Genomic DNA, 20,588 nt, shown 5'->3' on the forward strand with positions numbered 1-20,588 from the left:
TCCTCTAGATCCCTAATTCTGTCGCGACGAGCGACCTGTGCGCAGCTGCCGAGCCGTGGGCGGCCGCCAGGCACCAGACCCTCTTCAGCCACATGTGCAGCGGGTAGTCGTCGGTGTAGCCCATGGCCCCGTGGCACTGAAGCGCAACCTTGGCCGCGAAGCTGGCCGCGTCGGAGGCCATCGCTTTGGCCATCGAGATCATCCTGAGGCGGTCTGCTCCGCCAGGTTCTCCCGGATAGCAGGAGTGCGACGCGGCCCAGACGGCCGGCGCGGCGAACTCCGTGCGCAGATGAGCGTTGGCGAGATGGTGCTTGACGGCCTGGAAGCTCCCGACCGCTACCCCGAACTGCTTGCGGTCCTTCACGTACGCGACGGTCGTCTCCACGAGCGCCCGGCCCAGACCCAATAGCACCGCTGAAGAAGCGAGAGCAGCGAGCTCGTCGACACCCGCCTTCGTCGCGATCGGAACCCCTTCCCCCCGGGGTGTGACCACGGCGAGGTCCCGAGTCCGGTCGACCGACCGGACCGGCTCCAGCTCCACCTGGTCCCTCGGGTACAGGGCCGCCTCGCCATCGGAGGCGACGAGGAAGTAGCCGGCGACGGTGGAGGCGGGTGCGTGGCGCGAAGGACCCGACGCCAAGGTCACGATCGACGAGCCGTCGACGATCGAGGGCAGCACGGACGCCGGGTCGCCCGCGGCGGCGATCAGGGGGACCGCCACTGCTGCGGTCTCCATCACCGGCAGGGGCAGAGCGGCGCGGCCGCACTCGGCCAGCACCACGGCCATCGTCAAGCCGTCGAGTTGCGAACCGCCGGCGGAATCGGGGGCGAGCAACCCCTGGGCACCGACAGACGCCAGCTCGCGCCACAGCGCCAGCATCGGCTCGGCGGAGCCCACCTCCCAGCACCGCTCGAGCATCCCGCTGTCGCAGCGCTTCTCCAGCAGCGAGCCGACGGTGTCTCGGACCGCAACCTGGTGGTCCTCGAACGCGAACCTCACGCCTATCCCCTCGGCAACCCGAGCAGTCGCTCGGCGGCGATGTTGCGCTGGATCTCGTTGGTCCCGGCGTAGATCGGACCCGACAGGGAGAACTCGTATCCCCTCATCCACGCGTCGTCGAGCTCACCATCGTCGCCCTGAAGAGCGAGCGCCGTATCGTGGAGCCGCACGTCCATCTCTGACCACCAGATCTTGTTGAGACTCGACTCTGCTCCTGGCTTGGCGCCGTCGACGATCGATGTGACCGCTTGGAGAGTGAACAGCCGGTAAGCCTCCGCCTCCATCCATCCCTGCGCGACATGTTCACGCAGCGATCGGTCTGCCACCGCGCCGGCGGCGTCCTTTTCCTTGTAGAGCGAGATCAACCTGTCGGCCACCGCCAGGAAACGACCCGGCGACCTCAGTGTCAGGCCTCTCTCCGACCCTGTGGTCGCCATCGCGACCGACCAACCCTGACCCACCCCCCCGAGCACGTCGTCGTCGGTCACCTCGACACCGTCGAAGAACACTTCGGCGAATCCCTCGTCACCGTCCAGGCGGCCGAATCCCCTCACCTCGACCCCCGGAGCGTCGAGCGGGACGAGGAAGTATGTGAGACCTCGATGGCGCTTGGACTCGGGGTCTGTTCGGAACAAGCCGAACAGGTGGGTGCAGAACGCGCCCCGCGTCGTCCAGATCTTCTGGCCGTGAAGTGCCCATCCGCGCTCGGTTCGCTCGGCCCGGCTGCTGATGCCCGCCAGGTCGCTGCCGGCGCCCGGCTCGGACCATCCCTGGCACCACAGGTCCTCCGCGGCAGCCATGCGCGGCAGGATCCTCGACTGCTGATCCGGTGTGCCGAACTCGAAGATGCTCGGCGCGAGCAGGAAGATGCCGTTCTGTGTGACCCGTTGCGGCGCTCCTGCGCGGTAGTACTCCTCCTCGAATATCAGCCATTGCCAGAGCGACGCGCCCCGACCGCCGTACTGCTCAGGCCACGACACGACCGCCCAGCGATCCTCGTGAAGCCGGCGTTCCCACGCGAGGTGCAGCGCGAACCCTTCGCGTGTGTCACCGGACGGGAGCGCCGGCCGGGGAACGTTCTCCTCGAGCCATGCCCGAGCCTGCGCGCGGAAAGCCTCGTCCTCCGGGCTCCACGTGAGATCCACGCGCTACAGCTCCTCTCCGCCCGCGTCGCGAACGACCGCACCCAGCCACGCCGGCTCCTCTCCCCCGCCGTCCACGACGAGCTCGGCGCCCGTCACGTACGACACGCCGGGTGACGAGAGGAGTAGGCACGCCGCGGCCACGTCCTGTGCAGTCGCGAAGCGCCGCATAGGGACCGTCTTCTCGACGGCGCCCGGGTTCTGCCCGTAGGTCTCCTCGAGCAGCTCCGTGCGCAACAGGCCGGGGCTCACCAGGTTCACCCGCACCTTCGGGGCCCATTCGAGCGCGAGGCTGCGGGTAAGCCCGACGAGACCGGCCTTGGCAGCCACGTAGGCGGACACGTCCTTCGAGGGGCGCATCGAGACCGTGCTGCCGATGTTGATGATGACGCCGCCGTCGTCTTGGGCCTGCATCACCTCGTTGACACGCTGCGCCACGTAGAAGGGGCCCAGCAGGTTGAGCGCGACGACCTTCTCGAACAGGCGCGGGCTCATGGTGGCGGCCGGGGCGTAGGGCGTCCCGCCGGCGTTGTTGATTAGGACGTCGACGCGACCGTGATCGGCGACGACCGCCGACACCAGGCTGCGCACCTGCTCCGGATCGCGGACGTCGCATGGGAAAAAAGACGCAGCCAGGGTGCCCGCAGAAGGTTGGTTGCGGCCGCAGGCCACCACGTGATCGCCGGCCTCCGCGAACGCTTCGACCAGTCCCTTGCCGAGCCCCCGCCCGCCTCCGGTCACCAGGACCACCCGCCCCACCCGGGTCAACGCATCCACCTCGACAACGACTCGACCACGCACGCAGGCGCCTCCGAGCCCTCCACCTCGATGGTGATCTCGACGGTGGTCTGCACCCCGCCGGGGACCTCCACGGCCTCGGCCAGGCACGCCGAGGCACGGATCCTGTCTCCCTCGCGCACACGTGCGGGGAACCTGACCGCGCCCGTGCCGTAGTTGACGCCGCTGGATACGCCGCGCACCTCGAGCAGATCCGGAAGGAAGCGGTTCGTCAAGGACAGCACCATCAGCGGAGGAACGTCACCGTTCGCCGCCGGCACACCTGTGGCGTCGACGAAGTCACTCACCTCCGCCGCTTCAACGGTCCCCCACGGCGTGACCCCGAGGTGGCGCCCGGCGGCACCGATCAGCTCGTCGGGTGTCTCGAAGACCGACTTCCCGGTAGTGCCCTGCCCGATGGTCATGGGTGCTGGCTGCTCACGCTTATGACCTCACCGGTCAGGTAGCTGGCATAGCCGCTCGCCAGGAAGACGATCACGTTCGCGACCTCCCACGGCTCTGCCGCGCGACCGAATGCCTCCCGCGACTTCAGCTCTTCGAGCAGCTCCTCGGTGGTCACCTTCGCGAGAAACGGGTGCATGGCGAGACTCGGTGCCACCGCGTTCACACGGACCCCGTAAGGCGCGGCCTCGGTGGCAGCGCACCGGGTCAGAGCCATCACACCGGCCTTCGCCGCGGCATAGTGGGCCTGCCCTTGCTGAGCGCGCCACCCCAACACCGACGCGTTGTTGACGATCACACCTTCGCCGCGTTCGCGCATGTGGCGCAGGGCGGCGCGGGTGCAGCGGAACGTGCCGTTCAAGGTCACATCGACGACCTTGCCCCACTGCTCGTCGGTCATGTCGACAAGGTCCGCGGTCCCCCCGAGGCCGGCGTTGTTGACCAGCACGTCGATGCCGCCATGGCGGGCAACTGCGGCCGCGAAGAGTGCCTGCACCTGGGCCTCGTCGGTTACGTCGCAAGGGATCGCCAGAGGGCGCTCCCCGGCCATAGCGGCCAACTGATCCGCCGCCTCGCTCAGACGGCGTTCGTGCGCATCGCTCACCACGACAGTGGCGCCTTCCTCCACACAGCGTCTGGCGGTAGCGAACCCGATGCCCGTGCCCGCCGCGGCGGTCACGACGACCACCTTCGAATCGAGCAGCCCGTGGCCGGACACGTACTCCGGCTGCTTCGCCAGACCCGTGTCGCTCAAGGCTTCGACCCCTGCGGGGGTGCCGCGCCGTAGACCGGCGCCGGCGGAGGAGCTTCCGCCAGCAGATCCTTGACAACCGCTCCGACCTCGCCAGGCTCCCACCGCGCCGCCTTGTCGAAGGTGGGCCCGTGCTGCCAACCGTCCGCCACACCGATTCGGCCGCCTTCGACCTCGAAGACCCGCCCTGTCACCCACGCGGACTCGGCCGAGCCGAGCCAGACCACCAGCGGCGAGACGTTGTCCGGGGCCATCTCGTCGAAGGCACCGGGCTCTGGAGCCTTCATCGTCTCGGTGAACACGTCTTCGGTCATGCGGGTGCGCGCGGCGGGAGCGATCGCGTTCGCGGTCACTCCATACCGGCCGAGCTCCGCCGCTTGCACCAGGGTGAGCGACAGGATGCCTCCCTTTGCAGCGGAATACGCGGACTGCCCGACGCTCCCGAGCAGACCGGCACCGGACGAGGTGTTGATGATCCTTGCGTCGTTGCCCCGGCCTGCCTTCGCCTCGTCACGCCAGTGCGCGACAGCCCGGCGCGCGACGCAGAAATGCCCCTTCAGGTGGACTCTCACCACGGCGTCCCACTCGTCCTCCGTGGCGTTCGCGAACATCCGGTCCCGCACGAATCCTGCGTTGTTGACCACGGCATCGAGCCGGCCAAACGACTCGAGCGCGCTGGCAACGATCCGCTTGGAACCCTCCCAGTCAGCTACGTCGTCGAAGTTGGCGACGGCCTTCCCTCCGGAAGACCTGATCTCCTCGACCACCTGCTCCGCTGGCGTGGCTGACGCGCCGGCGCCGTCGAGGGCCGTGCCGAAGTCGTTGACCACGACGGCAGCGCCTTGCCGGGCGAACTCCAAGGCATGGGCTCTCCCGATGCCGCGGCCCGCACCGGTGACGATCACGACCCTTCCCTCGCAGATCAAGACAGCACACCTCTCTCCTCTAGCGCCTTCTGGCGCAGCACGTTCTTCAGGACCTTCCCGCTGGCGTTCAAGGGCAACGCCGCGACTATCTCGACGCGCCTCGGCACCTTGAAGTTCGCCATGCGTCCACGGGCAAAGTCGATGAGCGCGTCGGCGACGACCGTCTCACCGGGCCTCGGCACGACGAAGGCCAGACCGACCTCCCCGAGTCGTTGGTCCGGCACGCCGACCACAGCTACCTGCGCCACACCGGGGAACTCCATGAGAGCTGCCTCGATCTCCGCCGGATACGCGTTGAACCCGCCGACGATGAACATGTCCTTCATCCGGTCGGTGATCTTCAGCCCGCCGTCGCCGTCCAGCATCCCCACGTCGCCGGTGTGCAGCCACCCGTCGGTGTCGATCGTCTCCGCAGTGGCCGCCTCGTCCTCGAAGTAGCCCTCCGTAACCGGGTAACCGCGTACGACGATCTCACCGGCCTCGCCCATCGGCGTCGGTCGCCCCTGCGCGTCGACTGTGCGCACCTCGACCCCCGGTATCGCCCGGCCTGATGTAGCCGACACCACCTCGGGAGGGTCGCCGGCACGGCACATCGTCACGAGGCCGGTCGTCTCGGTCAGCCCGTAAGCTGTGAGGACGACGTCGAACCCGAGCTCCTCGCGCATTCGCCGCAGCAGCTCCACGGGGACCGCGGCCGCCCCGGTTACGGCCAAGCGCAGTGACCGCAGCTGCTCCCTTCGCTCCGGCGGGAGCGCCAGCAGCGAGTGGTAGACGGTGGGTGGCCCGGGGAAGACGGTGATGCGTTCGCGCGCGATCAGCTCCGCCGCGCTCGACGCGTCGAACACCGGCACGGGGAACAGAGTCGCCCCGGCTGTCATCGCCGCCACGAGTCCCGCCTTGGACCCGAACGTGTGGAACAGCGGGTTGGACAGCAGGTAGCGATCCCCGAAGGTGATGCCCAGGTTCTGCGCGTAGTAGCGGTACGAACGGATCGTCGCGCCGTGCTTGAGGGGGACTCCCTTCGGGGCGCCCGTCGTACCGGAGGTGAACATGAGGTCGGACGTGTCGCCGGGTTGGACCGCCGCCGCGCGCCGGCGTGCCTCGCTGGCCGCTGCGCGTTTCCGGCCGGACTCGAGAAGCGAGCTCCACTCGGTCACCAGATCGACCGTCCGGCGCAGGTGCGGCAGCTGTTCTCCTTCGAGAGTGGCCCGGTAGTCGCGCCCGAGGAAGTCGCTGACCGTGATGAGCAGCTTGGCCCTGCTGCGGTTGAGGATATGAGCGGCCTCGGGACCCTGGTACCGGGTGTTGAGCGGCACGAGGACACAGCCGGCGCATGCGATCCCGAGCATGGCCACTATCCAGTTCGCGGAGTTGGGGGCCCAGATCGCGACGTTGTCGCCGGGCTCGACCCCGCAGGAGACCAGAGCGCCGGCGGCATCCATGGCGAGCTCCGCCAGTTCGCGGTAGGTGATCCTGGCCTGACCCTCGACGACCGCTTCGGCTTCGGGGTACGCGGCGGCGACCGCTTCTAGGAGCGCCGGGATCGTCTGCGCGGTGGTGGCCTCTTCAAGAACAAGAATAAGCTTCTAGCCTAGACGACGACACCGAGGGGGACCCACGGCGATGGCACCGGCAACCGACGATCTTCACCGCCCCGCTTACGGCGGCGATCTGCTGGTTCGAGGATTGAAGCGGAACCCGTCCAAGCCAGCCGTCTACCTCGGTGACCGGGTGCTCACGTCCGCCGAGATGTCAGATGAGATCAGCAGGTGGGTCCAGGCGTACGAGGCATGGGGGATCACTCAGGGGAGCCCCACGGCGACGCTCGCAGCGAACCGTCCCGAGGTCCTCTTCGCCATCGGGGCCGGGATGGTGGCCGGCTGCCGCGGCACTGCCCTGCACCCGATGGGCTCGCTCGACGACCACTCTTACATCCTCGAGGACGCCGGTATCGAAACCTTGTTCTACGACCCCTCCACCTACGAGGAGAGGGCCATGGCCCTCAAGGAGAAGGTCCCGGGACTCAAGCGGGTTATCGCTCTGGCACCGACCGATGCCGCGGAGGACGTCCCGACGGCGGCTGCCCGCTTCGGTACCCGCACCCTGCGCCCCGCCGGCGCAGCACCCGACGCGCCCTATTCGATCGCCTACACGGGGGGCACCACGGGCCGGCCCAAGGGTGTGGTCGGCACCTACCGGAGCATGTCGACCATGACGACGATCCAAATGGCCGAGTGGCAGTGGCCGGACGAGTTGAAGTTCCTCTGCTGCACGCCGCTCAGCCACGCTGGCGCAGCTTTCTTCGTGCCGACACTGCTGCGCGGCGGCTCGCTCTACGTCCTCCCCCACTTCGACCCCGAGAGGGTGCTCGACACCATCGAGAAGCACCGCATCACCGCAACCATGCTGGTTCCGACGATGATCTACGTGCTGCTCGACCACCCCAAGACTGCGACGTCCGATCTGTCGAGCCTGCAGATGCTCTACTACGGCGCCGCTGCCATGTCGCCGACCCGTCTCGACGAGGGCATCGACCTACTCGGCCGGATCTTCTTCCAGTACTACGGGCAGGCTGAGTGCCCCATGACCATCACGGTGTTGCGAACCGAGGAGCACACCCCGGGCGACAGGGAGCGACTCTCCACCTGCGGTCGCCCCGTTCCGTGGCTCGACGTCGCGCTGCTCGACGACGAAGGCCAGGAGGTCGCCCAGGGCGACCCTGGCGAGATCTGCGTTCGCGGCCCCCTCGTGATGAAGGAGTACCTCAACAAGCCTGAGCAGACGGCCGAAGCCCTGAGGTTCGGCTGGCTGCACACAGGCGACGTCGCCCGTGCTGACGAGGAGGGCTTCCTCACGATCGTCGACCGCAAGAAGGACATGATCGTGACCGGAGGGTTCAACGTCTTCCCCCGGGAGATCGAGGACGTCCTCTCGTCGCACCCCTCCGTGTCCGCTGCCGCTGTCATCGGCGTTCCCGATGACAAGTGGGGTGAGGCGGTGAAGGCGGTGGTCGTCCGCAAGCCGGGGAGCGAAGTGGCCGATTCCGAGCTCATAGCGCTCGCAAAGGACCGCAAGGGTCCGGTGTCCGCTCCCAAGACCGTCGACTTCGTGGACGCCATCCCGGTCAGCCCGCTCGGCAAGCCGGACAAGAAGGCGCTGCGGGCTCAGTACTGGGGCGGCGCCGACCGCATGGTCAACTAGTCGACCACGCCGGATCCCTGCCCGATCAACCCTACGACGCTTGCTTCGCGAGCTCCGCGGCGATCTGGATGATCTGGTCCTCCTGCCCGCCGACCAGCCCCTGGCGGCCGCACTCGAGGAGTATCTCTGCGCCTGAAACGCCGTAGCGGTCGGCGGCGCGGTAGGCGTGCTTCAAGAAGCTGGAGTACACGCCGGCGTAACCCATGATGAGGGCGAGGCGATCCAGGGTGCACTCGCCGTCCATGACCGGCCGCACGACGTCCTCGGCGGCGTCGATGATCGCCAGGACGTCGATTCCCGTGCGGATGCCGAGGCGCTCGAACACGGCCGCCATCGCTTCGACGCTCGTGTTGCCGGCGCCGGCGCCGAAGCGGCGCGTGGAGCCGTCGACCTGGACCGCACCGGCACGAACGGCGAGAACGGTGTTGGCGACCGACAACGACAGGTTCTCGTGCCCGTGGAACCCAACCTGGGCCTCCGAGCCGATCTCGGCCACCAGCGCGGCCACCCGGTCGGAGGCGTCCTCCATGACCATGGCGCCGGCGGAGTCCACGACGTAGACGCACTGGCACCCCGCGTCGACCATGATCCGAGCCTGCTTGGCGAGGATCTCCGGCGGCTGGCTGTGGGCCATCATCAAGAACCCGACCGTCTCCAGGCCGATCTCGCGTGCCAGGCCGAAGTGCTGCTCGGACACGTCCGCTTCGGTGCAGTGCGTCGCGATGCGGATCACCGAGATGCCGAGCTCGGCTACGGCCGTGATGTCGTCCTTGGTGCCCACTCCGGGGAGCATCAGCGCAGCGATCTTCGCCTTCTTTGCCGTCGCGACGGCGGCCTTCATCAACTTGCGTTCGTCGACGAGCGAGAAGCCGTAGTTGAACGAGCTGCCCCCCAGCCCGTCGCCATGCGTCACTTCGATCACGGGGACGCCCGCTGCGTCGAGTGCTTCCACGATCGTGATCACGTCGTCCTCGGTGAACTGGTGGCGCTTGGCGTGCGACCCGTCGCGAAGGGATGTGTCGGTGACGCGGATGTCGAGTGTGTCGGAGTAGGGCATCGCTCTATTCTCCCGATGAGATGTGGCGGGCGATCTCGTCGCCGACCTTCGCCGCAGCGGCCGTCATGATGTCCAGGTTCCCCGCGTATGGCGGCAGGAAGTCGCCGGCGCCTTCCACCTCCACGAAGATCGCCACCCGGCCGGTGGTTCCGCCTTTCCCGTCGGGGACCTCGTCGAACTGCGGGTCGCTTCGCATCCTGTAGCCGGGCACGTAAGCCTGTACCGATTCGACCATCTGGCGCACCGAGCGGTCGACCTTGTCGTGGTCCGCGGCCGCCGGCAGCGAGCAGAAGATCGTGTCGCGCATCATGATCGGCGGATCTGCCGGGTTGAGGACGATGATCGCCTTTCCGCGCGCCGCCCCGCCGAGGACCTCGACGGCACGTGAGGTCGTGCGGGTGAACTCGTCGATGTTCTGACGCGTTCCCGGTCCCGCCGACACCGACGACACCGTGGCGACGATCTCGGCGTAGTCGACGTCGACGACCCGCGACACCGCGTGGACCATCGGGATGGTGGCCTGCCCGCCGCAGGTGACCATGTTGATGTTCGCCTCGTTGATGTGCTCGACCAGGTTCACCGGCGGTATCACGAACGGACCGATGGCCGCCGGCGTGAGATCGATCGCCCGGATCCCCGCGTCGTGGTAGCGGGTGGCGTTGGCGCGGTGCACGTAGGCGGAGGTCGCCTCGAACACGATCTGCGGAAGTTCCGGCTGGCCGAGGAGCCAGTCGACGCCTTCGTGAGATGCCTCGAGGCCCAGGTGGCGGGCGTCCGCCAGACCCCGTGACTCGGGGTCCACCCCGACCATGTAGCGGGGCTCGATCCAGTCCGAGCGAAGCAGTTTGTACAGCAGGTCGGTACCGATGTTTCCCGAACCGACGATCGCCGCCGTCACCTTCGCCATAGTTCGCCTCCGTCTCTCATTTGAAGTTGATCGACACCCCGCCGAGCGTGTCGAAGTCGGCACGAATGTTGTCCCCAGTGGCCACGTCGTACGCGCGGGTGCACGAGCCGGGCAGCACGACGTGCCCGGCCTCGAGGCGCACGCCGAAGGCGTGAACCTTGTTGGCGAGCCACGCCACTGCCGTGACCGGGTTGCCGAGCACAGCCCCGCTGCTGCCGGTCGCGATGACGGTGCCATTGCGGCGCAGCGTCGCGCCGACGGTCCTGAGGTCGACCTGATCGATGCGGGTGGCACGGGCACCGAGCACGACCCTGCACGACGATGCGTTGTCGGCGATCGTGTCACACAGCGAGATCTTCCAATCCCGTATCCGCGAGTCGATGATCTCGATGGCCGGGACTATGTACTCCGTGGCGCGCAACACATCCGCCGCGTTGCATCCCGGAGCCGGGAGAGACGAACCGAGGATGAACCCGACCTCGACCTCGACCCTGGGGTAGCAGAGCGACGCGGTGTCGACCTCGTCGTCCTCGAAGACGAACATGTCGTCGAGCAGGTGCCCGTAGTCCGGCTCGTCGACGCCCATCATCTCCTGCATGGCCTTCGAGGAGAGCCCGACCTTGTGTCCCCTGATCAGGCGTCCCTCCGCGAGCCGCTTGCGGATGTTGATCAGCTGGATCTCGTATGCGTCGACCACGTCCATGCCCGGGTGATCGAGGGTCAGCGGCCCGATTGGCTCCCGTTCGCGCTCGGCGTTCCAGAGGGCCTCCGCGGCCTGTTCTCGCTGGTCAGGGGTCATCCCGGGCACCGTCCCAGGATGGCCCATCCGCATGCACCCCACCAACGGCCTGTTCCGGCCAGCGAGACGTGACCATCGGTAGGCACGGCGCGGGCGGGCCTACTGTGCCGGACCATGCGGTTCACGACGATGTACTCGATGATCGACCCGTCGTACTACGCGCCCCTGGCGCAGGCCGCCGAGGAGGCCGGCTTCCACAGCATCGGGCTCGCCGACAGCATCTGCTACCCCCGCGAATCCGACTCGACCTACCCGTACACACCCGACGGCTCCCGTGAGTTCCTCGAGAACAAGGCCTTCATCGAACCGCTCATCTGCGCTGCGGCCATGGGGGCCGTGACCACGAAGATCCGCTTCCACACCGCGGTGCTGAAGCTGCCGATACGCAACCCGGTGATATTCGCCAAGGAGGTCACGTCGCTGGCGGCGATCACCGGAGGACGATTCGATCTCGGTGTCGGGATCAGCCCCTGGCCTGACGACTACGAGGTCTGCGGCGTCCCATGGGAGGGTCGGGGCCGCCGGTTCGAGGAGTGCATCGAGATCGTCGCCGCCCTGTCCAGCGGCGAGTACGTCGAGCACCGCGGGGAGTTCTACGACTTCCGCTCCATCCGCCTCAACCCCGGTGCCCGGGTGCCCATCCTCATCGGGGGGCACTCGCAGCGCAGTCTCGAACGTGCGGCGCGTCTGGGCGACGGTTGGCTTCCCGCCGGCATGTCGACGGACGAGCTGGCGATTGCCATGTCCAGCCTTAGGGAGCTCCGCAAACGTTACGAGCGCGACCACCTACCTTTTTCCGTGCATGCGATCTCTATGGACGCCTTCACTGCCGACGGCGTCAGGCGCCTCGCCGACCTCGGGGTCACGCACGCGGTCGGCGGGTTCAGTTCGTTCAACCCCTACGGCCGCGAGGCTGACACCGAGACGTTGCAGCAGAAGGTGGATGCCCTCAACCGCTACGCCGAGAAGGTGATAGCGCCGGTGGCTGACATCGCCGAAACCTGAGGTCATCGCCCTCCCACCCAGCGGTACGCTTGTGCCGTGGCGCTGGATGTGGGGGGCGAAGGTCGCACGACGAAGGCTGAAGCGCACGAGGACGAGCGCACCCACCGCGAATCCGTAGCGGAGCGTATTTCAGCGATCATCGATGCGTTCGACGCCCGCTCGCCGACGCTGACTCTCAGCCAGATGACGGAGCGCACCGGGCTCCCGAAGTCGACCGTCCACCGCATGGCCGACCAGCTGGTCGACCTCCGCTGGCTGGAGAGGACGACCACGGGATACCGCCTCGGAATCCGCTTCTTCGAGGTCGGCGGCCTGGTCCACACCAGGGCCAACATGAGGGAACGGGCCCTCCCCTACCTCCAGGACCTCCAGGCGGCGACCCACCACTCGGTGCACCTCAGCATCCTGGAGGGCGGAGAGGTCGTCATATTGGAGAAGCTCTGGGGGCACGGGGCCCCCTCGTTGCCGACCCGGGTCGGCGGCAGGATGCCGGCGCACTGCACGGCAGCCGGCAAGGTGCTCCTGGCCTTCTCGACGGACAAGGTGGTCGACGAGGTCATCAGCAAAGGACTCGAACGCCGGACCGGGCGCACGATCGTCGTCCCGGAGCTGTTCCGCCAGGAGCTTGGCACGGTACGGACCGCGCACTGGGCCCTCGAAACCGAGGAGAACATCCCCGGCACGCGCTGCGTCGCCGCACCGATCAGGGGATCGGGAAGGGCGATCGCGGCAGTATCGGTGAGCGGTCCGGTGCACAAGATGGACGTGAGCCGGATGGTCCCGCTGGTACGCCGCTGCGCCGCGGACATCTGGAACCAGCTGTTCGGCAGGCGCAACACCGACCCGGGGAGCACGTCGGCCGAGGATTCGCGCAACCCTTGGGATGTCGGGCAATGGCGCGACTGGTTGGAGCAGGTCGCCGGCGAATGGTTGTGAACCGGGGCCGTGGCCTCTACCGGGTCAGGAACTCGGTGACAATCCGCTCGAACTCGTCCTTGCGCTCCACCTGAGCCCAGTGCCCGCAACGGGAGAAGATGTGCAGCTCCGCGTTGGGCAGCTGCCGGAAGCCCATCAGCGCTCCCTCCACCGGCAGCATCCGGTCGTCCCGGCCCCACGTCACGAGGGTGGGCGCCTTGATTCCCTTCAGCCGTGCGTACATCGGCACCGGGTCGGGGTGCTGGCCCAGGGACGCGAATATCGCCATGGCCGACTCGAGCGCGCCAGGAGCTTGAGCGTTGGCCAGGCGCTCCTCGATTAACGCGTCGTCGACGACGGCCTTGTTGGCGACCATGGTGTCCACCCAGGCTTCCATGGCCTTCTTCGACGGGGCCACCATGAACTCCCCGAGCCGGCGGGCGCCTTCGCTCTGCTCGGGCCCGAGCACGTTGACGGCCAGGCCGCCGGGTCCCATGAGGACCAGTCGGTCCACCTTGTCGGGGTGCGCGAGCGCGAACTCGAGTGCCACGTAGCCGCCCATGGAATTGCCGAGCAGGTGCGCCTTGTCGATACCCAGCCCGCCCATGAGGCGGGCTGTCGCCTCCGCGGCGATCTTGGGATAGGCCCTGTCGAAGTCCGGGCGTTCGCTCCTGCCGAAGCCGGGCATGTCCATCACGACCGTTCGGAACTGCTCGGCGAACACCGGGAAGTTCCCCCTGAAGTTCGACCAACCACTCACGCCCGGCCCTGAGCCATGGAGGAGAATCAGCGCCGGCCCGGATCCGGCCTCGTGGTAGTGGATCCGGTAGTCGCCCTCGAGGTAGCGGCTGGTGGCTTCGAAGTCCAACGTGGCAGCGCTCACGGTGCCGAAGCCTACAAAGGGCGGGCGTTGCACCGGGAGGGCCGATGTCCCGGCCATCGGAATGGGCACGTGGCACGCTTACCGGCGAGGCGACACACTCTTATCGTCGGAATGGGCAACCAGTCCGGCGGAAGCCCGACCCGTGGACGCTTGGTCGAGAGGAGCAAGGCGACGTGAGCGAAGTCGACGTACTGGAGCGCATACGAGAGCTCACACCGGCTCTGCGTGAGCGTGCCGCGGCAGCAGAGGAGTCGCGCCGCTTGCCCGACGAGTCCGTGAAGGAGCTCAAGGAGACCGGGATCGTCAGGCTCCTGCAGCCGAAGCGTTTCGGTGGTTACGAGGCGGATCCCCGGCTGTTCTACGACTCGTTGCTCACCGTTGCAGCGTCGTGCGGGTCGACCGGTTGGGTTTGCGGGGTCGTGGGGGTGCACCCGTGGCAGATCGCTCTCTTCCCCGACGAGGTCCAGCACGAGGTATGGGACGACGATCCCGACACGTGGGTCAGCTCGTCGTACATGCCGGGTGGGCGGATGACACCGACCGACGGCGGTTACGTGCTCAACGGGAGGTGGAGCTTCTCCTCGGGTTGCGACCACTGCCAGTGGGTCATTCTCGGGGTGATCCTCGACCGCGGCGAGGGGGCGACCCCCGAGATGTGGAACGTGCTCATCCCGCGGAGCGACTACCGCATCGAGGATGTCTGGCACACCATGGGCCTCTGCGGCACCGGCAGCAACGACATCGTCGTCGAGGACCTATTCGTGCCCTCCCACCGGACCATCGACCTGGTCAAGATGTTCTCCTGGGAGAGCCCCGGCCTGGAGGTGAACGCCTCGCCTTTGTATCGGCTGCCGTTCGGGACGATGTTCTCCAACGCGATCACGGGTGCCATCATCGGCATGGCCGAAGGGATCCTCGCGGAGAACCTGGAGTACACCAAGGCCCGTGTGAGCAAGAGCTGGGGCAAAGCGTCGGAAGATCCCTACACCGTCGCGGCCCTCGGGCGCGCGGCCTCCGAGGTGGACGCGTGCCGCACCCAGCTGCTGCGCAACATCGGCGACATGTACGAGGCCGCTGTGAAAGGTGAGACGATCACGGTCGAGGTGCGCAGTAGGGCTCGGCGCGACCAGGTCCAAGGCACCGCGCGTGCCATCGCTGCGATCGACGAGATCTTCGACCGCAGCGGCGCCGGGACCATCAACCTGTCCAACCCGATCCAGAGGCTGTGGCGCGACGCACACGCCGGACGGCATCACACCGTCAACTCGGTGGACCGCTCGCACCACAGCTTCGGCATGACGGCGATGGGCTTCCCCCCGACCGACGTGATGATCTGATGGCGGCGCTCACACCCGAGGACCTCGTCGAGATCGAGGCAATCAAGGCGGTCAAGTACCGCTACATCCGGGCAGTCGACCTGAGGGACTGGGATCTTCTCGCGACAACGTTCACTGAGGACGCTTGCGCCCGCTACAGCGCGGGGAAACTCAGTTTTGACGGGCGCGAAGCGATCATCGGGTTCCTCCGTGCCTCGATGCCGCCGAGGGAGATGCTCAGCGCGCACCGGGTTCACCACCCCGAGATCGAATTGACCGGCCCGGACACCGCAACCGCTCGCTGGGCGCTGGACGACGTGGTCATCTTCGCGGCGTCCAACCTCATGATCCGCGGGGCCGCCTACTACGAGGACGAGCTGGTCAAGCTCGACGGGGAGTGGCGGATCCGCCGGACCGGCTACCGCCGGCTCTACGAGGAGAGCCTCCAACGCGACGGGATCACCCTCACCGACGACTGGTGGGCGGAAGGCGTCACACCCTGAAGGTCCCGAAACCACCTCGGTAAAAGAGGAGGGGCTCGCCCTCGCACGCCTCCAGCTCGGTCACGCGCGCGATGACGAGCCAATGATCGCCGGCCTCGTGGACCGTCTCGACCTTGCAGTCGATCCACGCGAGAACGCCCTCCAGACGCGGCGCGCCATGACCTGCAGGCGACCACCCGAGACCGGCGAACTTGTCGGCACTTGAATCCGCGAACGTGCGCGCCACTGCTTCCTGCGATGACGACAGCACGTTGATGCACAGGTTGCCCGTAAGCGACGCCTTCGGCCAGCTGGTGGACGACTTGCCCGGAGCGAGAGCTACCAGCGGCGGGTCCAGCGACAGGCTGAAGAACGACTGGCAGGTGAATCCCGCCGGCCCGTCGTCATGCATCCCTGTCACGACCACGACGCCGCTGGCGAAGTGACCAAGGACCGTCCGGAAGCGCCCGGCGTCGAGGGTCACGTCAGGTCTGGGAGGCCCAGCGGCAGGTTCGGGGCGGTCATCCCCCCGTCCACCTCCAGCACCTTGCCGGTGAGGTAGGAGCCGGCGTCCGACGCGAGGTAGACAATGGCGCCGGCGATGTCGTCGACGTGGCCGAGACGCCTCGCCGGCGTCATGGAGATCATCGTCTGGCGCATCTCCTCGGAGAGCACGGTAGCGAGGGCGTCGGTCTCGATGGCGCCGGGTGCGACCACGTTGACGCGGATGCGCGGGGCCAGGTCCGCGGCTACCAGCCGGGTCATGTGGATCAAGGCCGCCTTGGCCGTCCCGTACGCGACGTAGCCGCGGTCGACGAGCCTTCCGATCGCCGAGGCCACGTTCACGACCGAACCTCCGTCGCCGGAGAGCATGACCGGCGTCGCGAGGCGGGTGAGCTCGTACGCGACGGTCACGTTGAAATGGAACGCCGCCTCGAGGTAGCGGGGGCTCGTGTCGAGAAAAGGCCGCGGCATCGTCCCGCCGACGTTGTTGACGACGACGTCGAGGCGGCCGAATTCCGATTTGGCGGCTTCGACCAGAGGCGGCAGGGAGCCGAGGTCGCTGAGATCGGCCGGCACGGCGAGCACGCGCCGGCCCGTGGACGACCCAACCTTGCCGGCGAGCTCGGACAGGTCGCCCGCGTTCCTGGCGGAGACGACCAGGTCAGCGCCCGACTCGGCGAGAGCGAGTGCGGTGGCGGCACCAATCCCGCGGCTCGCGCCGGTCACTATGGCGGCCCGGCCGTCGAGCCGGAGACGATCGGTGAGCATGGTCGCCGAGCGTAGGCGCCCCTCCACGGTCGTGCTCCTGGGACGTTCCGCCGAACGGGACATGCCCGGACACGCCGGCGGCGGCGCCGGTCTACGGTGAGCGCCGTGTCAGAAGCCACTCCCATAGCGCCGCTGCCCGAGAGGGAGGTGTCCGGCTGGGACGCCGAGGCCGACGTGGTGGTCGTCGGTTACGGCTGTGCCGGCGCGTCGGCCGCGATCGCCGCCCGCGAGCGGGACTCCTCGGTCCTCGTCCTCGAGAGAGCCGGAGCCGGCGGCGGGGCGAGCTCGATGGCCGGCGGCGAGATCTACCTCGGCGGCGGAACTCCCATCCAGAAGGCGTGCGGCTTCGACGACACACCCGAGGCGATGTTCGCCTACCTGATGGCGGCGACCGGACCCGGCCCCAACGAGGAGAAGATCTCCGTCTACTGCGAGGGTAGCGTCGAACACTTCGACTGGTTGGTCGCATGCGGGGTGCCGTTCAAGGCGAGCTTCTACGCGACGCCGTGTTGGGAGCCGCCGACAGACGATGGCCTGGTGTACACCGGAGGTGAGAACGCCTGGCCGTTCAACGAGATCGCGAAGCCGGCGCCGCGCGGGCACGTGCCGCAGATCCAGAACAAGCGACTGATGGAGAAGTCGGGCGGCTGGATGCTCATGCACCACCTGACAGCGACCGCTGAGAAGTCCGGCGCAAAGGTGATGCCCGACTCGAAGGTCACCCAGCTCGTGGTCGGCGCAGCCGGCGAGGTCGTAGGTGTGATCGCCCGGAGCTTCGGCGAGGATAAGGCGATCCGCGCCAACCGCGGGGTCGTCCTCGCCAGCGGTGGTTTCGTTGCGAACCGCGACATGACGGCTCTCCACGCGCCTTTGATCGCCGATCAGGCGGTGCTCGGAACCGATGGCGACGATGGCACGTCCATTCGCCTCGGCCAGGGTCTCGGAGCTGCGATCGCGCACATGGACGCTGCACAGACGGCGCTGCCGAGCAACCCGCCCCTGGTGTACCCGTCCATGCTCGTCAACCGGTTCGGCCAGCGGTTCATCAACGAGGACACGTACTGCGGTCGGGTGGGGCAGGCCGCGATCTTCCACCAGCAGGCGATGTGCTCGCTCGTGCTCGACGAGGAGATCTTCGAGTCGGTTCCCGAGGCCGAACGTTGGGGAGCACGACCGACGTGGGTGTGCGAGACGGTCGCCGAGCTCGAGAAGGAGATGGAGCTGCCGGAAGGTTCCCTGCAGGCGACGGTAGAGCTGTACAACAAGCACGCCGAGCGCGGCGAGGACCTCCTGTTCCACAAGCGAGCGGAGTTCCTGAGGCCGCTCAAGGCTCCGTTCGGCGCCATCAAGCTCACCGGCCTCCCCTACAGCGTGTTCACCCTCGGCGGGCTCGTCACGACAGTGCGCGGCGAGGTGGTCGGTCCCGGTGGAGACCCGATCCCGGGGCTCTTCGCGGCGGGCCGCGCGACGTCGGGCATACCGTCGTGGGGATACTCCAGCGGCACCTCGTTGGGGGACGGCACGTTCTTCGGCCGTCGCGCAGGGCGGGCCGCGGCCGCACGCGTTTAGAGAGGTTCGCTGAACCTCTCTAGTCCGGCAGCCGGTACTCCGCCGTCCACGCGATGGGCACAGGCGCGTCTATGAAGTTGGCGCAGCTCTCCATCATCCGCCGGGTGTTCTCGGCAAGGCATTCCGGGTCGCCGTCAGCGTCATAGAACACGGCCGTGTCCGACGCGGCCGCCAAAGGAAACGACTCCTCCACTACCGCGGCGAACGCCGGCGCGCCCTCGTCGAGCGGCCTCACGACGACGTTCTGCACGTAGCGGAAGCTCGACTGGGTCTCCATCGCGACCGCGGTGTGGCCGGCCTGCCACCGCCTGCGCCACTCCGCCCAGCTGAGGCCGGCGGGCACGCTCAGCGGGACGATCTGCGTGAACCCGGTGCTCCTGCTCCCGTCGCCGGGTGCCGGCGGGCCAGTGAGTTGAAGTGCCTCGGCCACTAGGTACCCGTACCACCTTCCCTCCTCGAGCGGAGGCAGGATGTCCGCGTGTATGCCGTGCTCGCCGGCGGCGGAGACCCAGTACGAAACCATCGCGCCCACCTGCAACGAACCCGCCGCCGGCGGTATCCCGTGCGGAGGCCCGAGCGACTCGTCGAGAACGTTCACCTGGATGCACGACGCGCCGCGATGGCGCAGCTGTCCCGAGGAAGCCCCTGCCAGGTCATCCAGCAAGTCGGGCCACCCGACGGTCCCGTCGCCGGCCAGCAGTACCACTACTTTTTCCATGGCGACTACGCGGCCATCTCCATGGCGACACACCGTAGGCGCCGGGCGGGGAGGCCTGACAGCACGACCCACTAACGTCACCGCATGGCACTGATGCTCAAGCCCGGCACGTCGTGGTGGGAGACCTACGGCCGGTGCGTCTCCGTCGCCCCCGAGGCGGTCGACTCGATGACCGAGCACCGCGATCTGCTCGCACTTCTCGAAGGCGCCGACGAGCAGCTGTACGGCAATTTCCCCAGCTACTCGCTCCTACCCGAACGTTAGGACGCGAGGAGCCCCGCTTGCCTTCGCCCCTCGACGAATACCCGATCCACCAGCTTCCGCTGTCGATGCGGGAGGTGGGCAGCAGCGACCGCAACTTCTACGACCGCTGCTACTTCAACGCGACCAACCGCACGAGCGACGTGTTCCTCGTGACCGGTCTCGGCGTGTACCCCAACCTCGGCGTGACCGACGCCTACGCGACGGTCCGCGCGGCCGAGAAGCAGTGGACGGTCAGGATGTCCGACGCCCTGGGCGAGCGCGGACTGAACGCGGCGGTCGGTCCCTACCGCGTGGAAGTGCTCGAACCGCTCTCGAAGGTGCGGCTGGTGTGCGACACACCTGAGCGGGGCGTGGCTTTCGATCTGACGTGGGACGGGTCCTTCGCGTGCGTCGACGAGCCGCGCCACCTCCTGCACTCGGGAAGCAGGGTCATCGTCGAGGGTTGCCGCTTCGCGCAGGTCGGCACCTGGTCCGGGACGCTGCACGCCGGTGGCACCGACCACGCGGTGATCCCGGACGTTTGGCTGGGCAGCCGTGACCGCTCCTGGGGAATCCGGCCGGTGGGAGAATCCGAACCCCCGGGGCGCTCGGCCGACGACGCCCGTGAGGGCTTCTGGTGGCTGTACGTACCGGTGCGGTTCGAGGACTTCGCCCTGATCGTCATCATGCAGGAGGACCCCGACGGCACGCGAACTCTCAACGCCGCCAGCCGGATGTGGGCCGACGGTCGCCACGAGCAGCTCGGGTGGCCAGAGGTCGACATCACGTACCGCCCCGGTTCGCGCCATCCGGAGCGGGCCACGCTCCGGATGCGTACGCCGGATCGCCGCTCGATCGACGTCGAAGTAGAAACACTCACATCGGTCGCTCTGCACGTAGGCGCAGGTTACGGAGGCGACCCCGAATGGTCGCACGGCCAGTGGCGTGGTCGGAACTGGATCGACTCCGCCGTCTACGACCTCGCTGACCCGACGGTTGCGGCGCGTGTCCCGTTCGGGGTCGTCGACCACGCGGCACGAGCGATGTGCGAGGGCCAGGAGGGTTGGGGCCTGTTCGAGCACGCTTCGATCGGAAGGCACGACCCGACGGGGTTCAAGGACTGGGCGAGCGTCGCGTAAAGAGGGTCGCAGTACCTCCTTAAA

At 67.8% G+C, this 20,588-nt stretch carries 22 protein-coding genes; 8 read left to right on the forward strand and 14 right to left on the reverse strand.

Annotated elements, in window-relative coordinates:
* Positions 1–4: 4 nt before the first annotated feature.
* The 7 genes from VNF71_07420 to VNF71_07450 are packed head-to-tail and all read right to left on the reverse strand — an operon-like array spanning position 5 to position 6,638.
* Positions 5–1,000 (reverse strand): acyl-CoA dehydrogenase family protein, encoded by a 996-nt coding sequence (locus VNF71_07420; protein HVA74380.1) that lies wholly within the window; start codon positions 998–1,000, stop codon positions 5–7.
* A gap of 2 nt (positions 1,001–1,002) precedes the next feature.
* The gene (locus tag VNF71_07425; protein HVA74381.1) at positions 1,003–2,145 is read right to left on the reverse strand and encodes an acyl-CoA dehydrogenase family protein; all 1,143 of its coding nucleotides are present in this window, start codon (positions 2,143–2,145) and stop codon (positions 1,003–1,005) included.
* A 3-nt stretch (positions 2,146–2,148) separates the two neighbouring features.
* Positions 2,149–2,901, reverse strand: coding sequence for an SDR family oxidoreductase (locus VNF71_07430; GenBank protein HVA74382.1), 753 nt, complete (start codon positions 2,899–2,901; stop codon positions 2,149–2,151).
* Between the two features lie 5 nt (positions 2,902–2,906).
* Entirely contained in the window at positions 2,907–3,344 is a 438-nt protein-coding gene (locus VNF71_07435) for a dehydratase (GenBank protein HVA74383.1), read from the reverse strand.
* Positions 3,341–4,135, reverse strand: coding sequence for an SDR family oxidoreductase (locus VNF71_07440; GenBank protein HVA74384.1), 795 nt, complete (start codon positions 4,133–4,135; stop codon positions 3,341–3,343). The genes VNF71_07435 and VNF71_07440 overlap by 4 nt, the downstream gene beginning before the upstream one ends.
* On the reverse strand, positions 4,132–5,058 hold the full coding sequence (locus tag VNF71_07445) for an SDR family oxidoreductase (GenBank protein HVA74385.1): 927 nt from the start codon (positions 5,056–5,058) through the stop codon (positions 4,132–4,134). Before VNF71_07445 ends, VNF71_07440 begins: the two co-directional genes overlap by 4 nt.
* Positions 5,055–6,638 (reverse strand): FadD3 family acyl-CoA ligase, encoded by a 1,584-nt coding sequence (locus VNF71_07450; GenBank protein ID HVA74386.1) that lies wholly within the window; start codon positions 6,636–6,638, stop codon positions 5,055–5,057. Before VNF71_07450 ends, VNF71_07445 begins: the two co-directional genes overlap by 4 nt.
* Positions 6,639–6,681: 43 nt before the next feature.
* Here VNF71_07450 and VNF71_07455 point away from each other — a divergent pair, with 43 nt between their 5' ends.
* Positions 6,682–8,259 (forward strand): AMP-binding protein, encoded by a 1,578-nt coding sequence (locus tag VNF71_07455; protein ID HVA74387.1) that lies wholly within the window; start codon positions 6,682–6,684, stop codon positions 8,257–8,259.
* A 31-nt stretch (positions 8,260–8,290) separates the two neighbouring features.
* On the opposite strand, the gene dmpG is transcribed toward VNF71_07455, so the two are convergent.
* The 3 genes from dmpG to VNF71_07470 are packed head-to-tail and all read right to left on the reverse strand — an operon-like array spanning position 8,291 to position 11,022.
* Positions 8,291–9,316, reverse strand: a complete 1,026-nt coding sequence (gene dmpG / locus VNF71_07460; GenBank protein HVA74388.1) for a 4-hydroxy-2-oxovalerate aldolase — start codon at positions 9,314–9,316, stop codon at positions 8,291–8,293.
* A 4-nt stretch (positions 9,317–9,320) separates the two neighbouring features.
* Positions 9,321–10,223 (reverse strand): acetaldehyde dehydrogenase (acetylating), encoded by a 903-nt coding sequence (locus VNF71_07465; protein HVA74389.1) that lies wholly within the window; start codon positions 10,221–10,223, stop codon positions 9,321–9,323.
* 16 nt (positions 10,224–10,239) lie between these two features.
* The gene (locus VNF71_07470) at positions 10,240–11,022 is read right to left on the reverse strand and encodes a 2-keto-4-pentenoate hydratase (protein HVA74390.1); all 783 of its coding nucleotides are present in this window, start codon (positions 11,020–11,022) and stop codon (positions 10,240–10,242) included.
* 114 nt (positions 11,023–11,136) lie between these two features.
* Between VNF71_07470 and VNF71_07475 the strand changes: the two genes are divergently transcribed.
* Together VNF71_07475 and VNF71_07480 are read left to right on the forward strand one after the other, a co-directional pair.
* A complete protein-coding gene (locus tag VNF71_07475) occupies positions 11,137–12,027 on the forward strand; it encodes a TIGR03619 family F420-dependent LLM class oxidoreductase (GenBank protein HVA74391.1) in 891 nt (296 codons plus the stop codon).
* A 36-nt stretch (positions 12,028–12,063) separates the two neighbouring features.
* Entirely contained in the window at positions 12,064–12,963 is a 900-nt protein-coding gene (locus tag VNF71_07480; protein ID HVA74392.1) for an IclR family transcriptional regulator, read from the forward strand.
* 16 nt (positions 12,964–12,979) lie between these two features.
* Here VNF71_07480 and VNF71_07485 read toward each other — a convergent pair whose 3' ends face one another.
* The gene (locus VNF71_07485; protein HVA74393.1) at positions 12,980–13,825 is read right to left on the reverse strand and encodes an alpha/beta fold hydrolase; all 846 of its coding nucleotides are present in this window, start codon (positions 13,823–13,825) and stop codon (positions 12,980–12,982) included.
* A gap of 173 nt (positions 13,826–13,998) precedes the next feature.
* Here VNF71_07485 and VNF71_07490 point away from each other — a divergent pair, with 173 nt between their 5' ends.
* Both VNF71_07490 and VNF71_07495 read left to right on the forward strand, forming a co-directional pair.
* On the forward strand, positions 13,999–15,162 hold the full coding sequence (locus tag VNF71_07490) for a hypothetical protein (GenBank protein HVA74394.1): 1,164 nt from the start codon (positions 13,999–14,001) through the stop codon (positions 15,160–15,162).
* Complete coding sequence (locus tag VNF71_07495) at positions 15,162–15,644, forward strand: nuclear transport factor 2 family protein (GenBank protein ID HVA74395.1); 483 nt, start codon at positions 15,162–15,164, stop codon at positions 15,642–15,644. Before VNF71_07490 ends, VNF71_07495 begins: the two co-directional genes overlap by 1 nt.
* Here the strand turns inward: VNF71_07495 and VNF71_07500 are convergent.
* Both VNF71_07500 and VNF71_07505 read right to left on the reverse strand, forming a co-directional pair.
* Complete coding sequence (locus VNF71_07500) at positions 15,634–16,107, reverse strand: flavin reductase family protein (protein HVA74396.1); 474 nt, start codon at positions 16,105–16,107, stop codon at positions 15,634–15,636. The two genes, VNF71_07495 and VNF71_07500, sit on opposite strands and share 11 nt — an antisense overlap.
* The gene (locus VNF71_07505) at positions 16,104–16,895 is read right to left on the reverse strand and encodes a glucose 1-dehydrogenase (protein ID HVA74397.1); all 792 of its coding nucleotides are present in this window, start codon (positions 16,893–16,895) and stop codon (positions 16,104–16,106) included. The genes VNF71_07500 and VNF71_07505 overlap by 4 nt, the downstream gene beginning before the upstream one ends.
* 105 nt (positions 16,896–17,000) lie before the next feature.
* Here VNF71_07505 and VNF71_07510 point away from each other — a divergent pair, with 105 nt between their 5' ends.
* Positions 17,001–18,464 carry an FAD-dependent oxidoreductase gene (locus VNF71_07510; GenBank protein ID HVA74398.1) on the forward strand — a complete coding sequence of 488 codons (1,464 nt, stop codon included), beginning with the start codon at positions 17,001–17,003 and terminating at the stop codon, positions 18,462–18,464.
* Between the two features lie 19 nt (positions 18,465–18,483).
* On the opposite strand, the gene VNF71_07515 is transcribed toward VNF71_07510, so the two are convergent.
* On the reverse strand, positions 18,484–19,182 hold the full coding sequence (locus VNF71_07515) for an EthD domain-containing protein (protein HVA74399.1): 699 nt from the start codon (positions 19,180–19,182) through the stop codon (positions 18,484–18,486).
* Between the two features lie 84 nt (positions 19,183–19,266).
* Between VNF71_07515 and VNF71_07520 the strand changes: the two genes are divergently transcribed.
* Positions 19,267–19,446, forward strand: coding sequence for a hypothetical protein (locus VNF71_07520; protein HVA74400.1), 180 nt, complete (start codon positions 19,267–19,269; stop codon positions 19,444–19,446).
* A 17-nt stretch (positions 19,447–19,463) separates the two neighbouring features.
* Positions 19,464–20,564 carry a hypothetical protein gene (locus tag VNF71_07525; GenBank protein HVA74401.1) on the forward strand — a complete coding sequence of 367 codons (1,101 nt, stop codon included), beginning with the start codon at positions 19,464–19,466 and terminating at the stop codon, positions 20,562–20,564.
* The last annotated feature ends 24 nt before the right edge of the window (positions 20,565–20,588 follow it).

It is taken from the genome of Acidimicrobiales bacterium, from assembly GCA_035533095.1.
GTDB lineage: Bacteria > Actinomycetota > Acidimicrobiia > Acidimicrobiales > Palsa-688 > DATLUM01.

Excerpts from the sequence above, each read along its gene's own strand:
- VNF71_07435 (HVA74383.1), bottom strand. The coding sequence starts at position 3,344 with ATGACCATCGGGCAGGGCACTACCGGGAAGTCGGTCTTCGAGACACCC.
- VNF71_07455 (HVA74387.1), top strand. The coding sequence starts at position 6,682 with ATGGCACCGGCAACCGACGATCTTCACCGCCCCGCTTACGGCGGCGAT.
- dmpG (HVA74388.1), bottom strand. The coding sequence starts at position 9,316 with ATGCCCTACTCCGACACACTCGACATCCGCGTCACCGACACATCCCTT.
- VNF71_07465 (HVA74389.1), bottom strand. The coding sequence starts at position 10,223 with ATGGCGAAGGTGACGGCGGCGATCGTCGGTTCGGGAAACATCGGTACC.
- VNF71_07470 (HVA74390.1), bottom strand. The coding sequence starts at position 11,022 with ATGACCCCTGACCAGCGAGAACAGGCCGCGGAGGCCCTCTGGAACGCC.
- VNF71_07475 (HVA74391.1), top strand. The coding sequence starts at position 11,137 with ATGCGGTTCACGACGATGTACTCGATGATCGACCCGTCGTACTACGCG.
- VNF71_07495 (HVA74395.1), top strand. The coding sequence starts at position 15,162 with ATGGCGGCGCTCACACCCGAGGACCTCGTCGAGATCGAGGCAATCAAG.
- VNF71_07505 (HVA74397.1), bottom strand. The coding sequence starts at position 16,895 with ATGCTCACCGATCGTCTCCGGCTCGACGGCCGGGCCGCCATAGTGACC.
- VNF71_07515 (HVA74399.1), bottom strand. The coding sequence starts at position 19,182 with ATGGAAAAAGTAGTGGTACTGCTGGCCGGCGACGGGACCGTCGGGTGG.
- VNF71_07520 (HVA74400.1), top strand. The coding sequence starts at position 19,267 with ATGGCACTGATGCTCAAGCCCGGCACGTCGTGGTGGGAGACCTACGGC.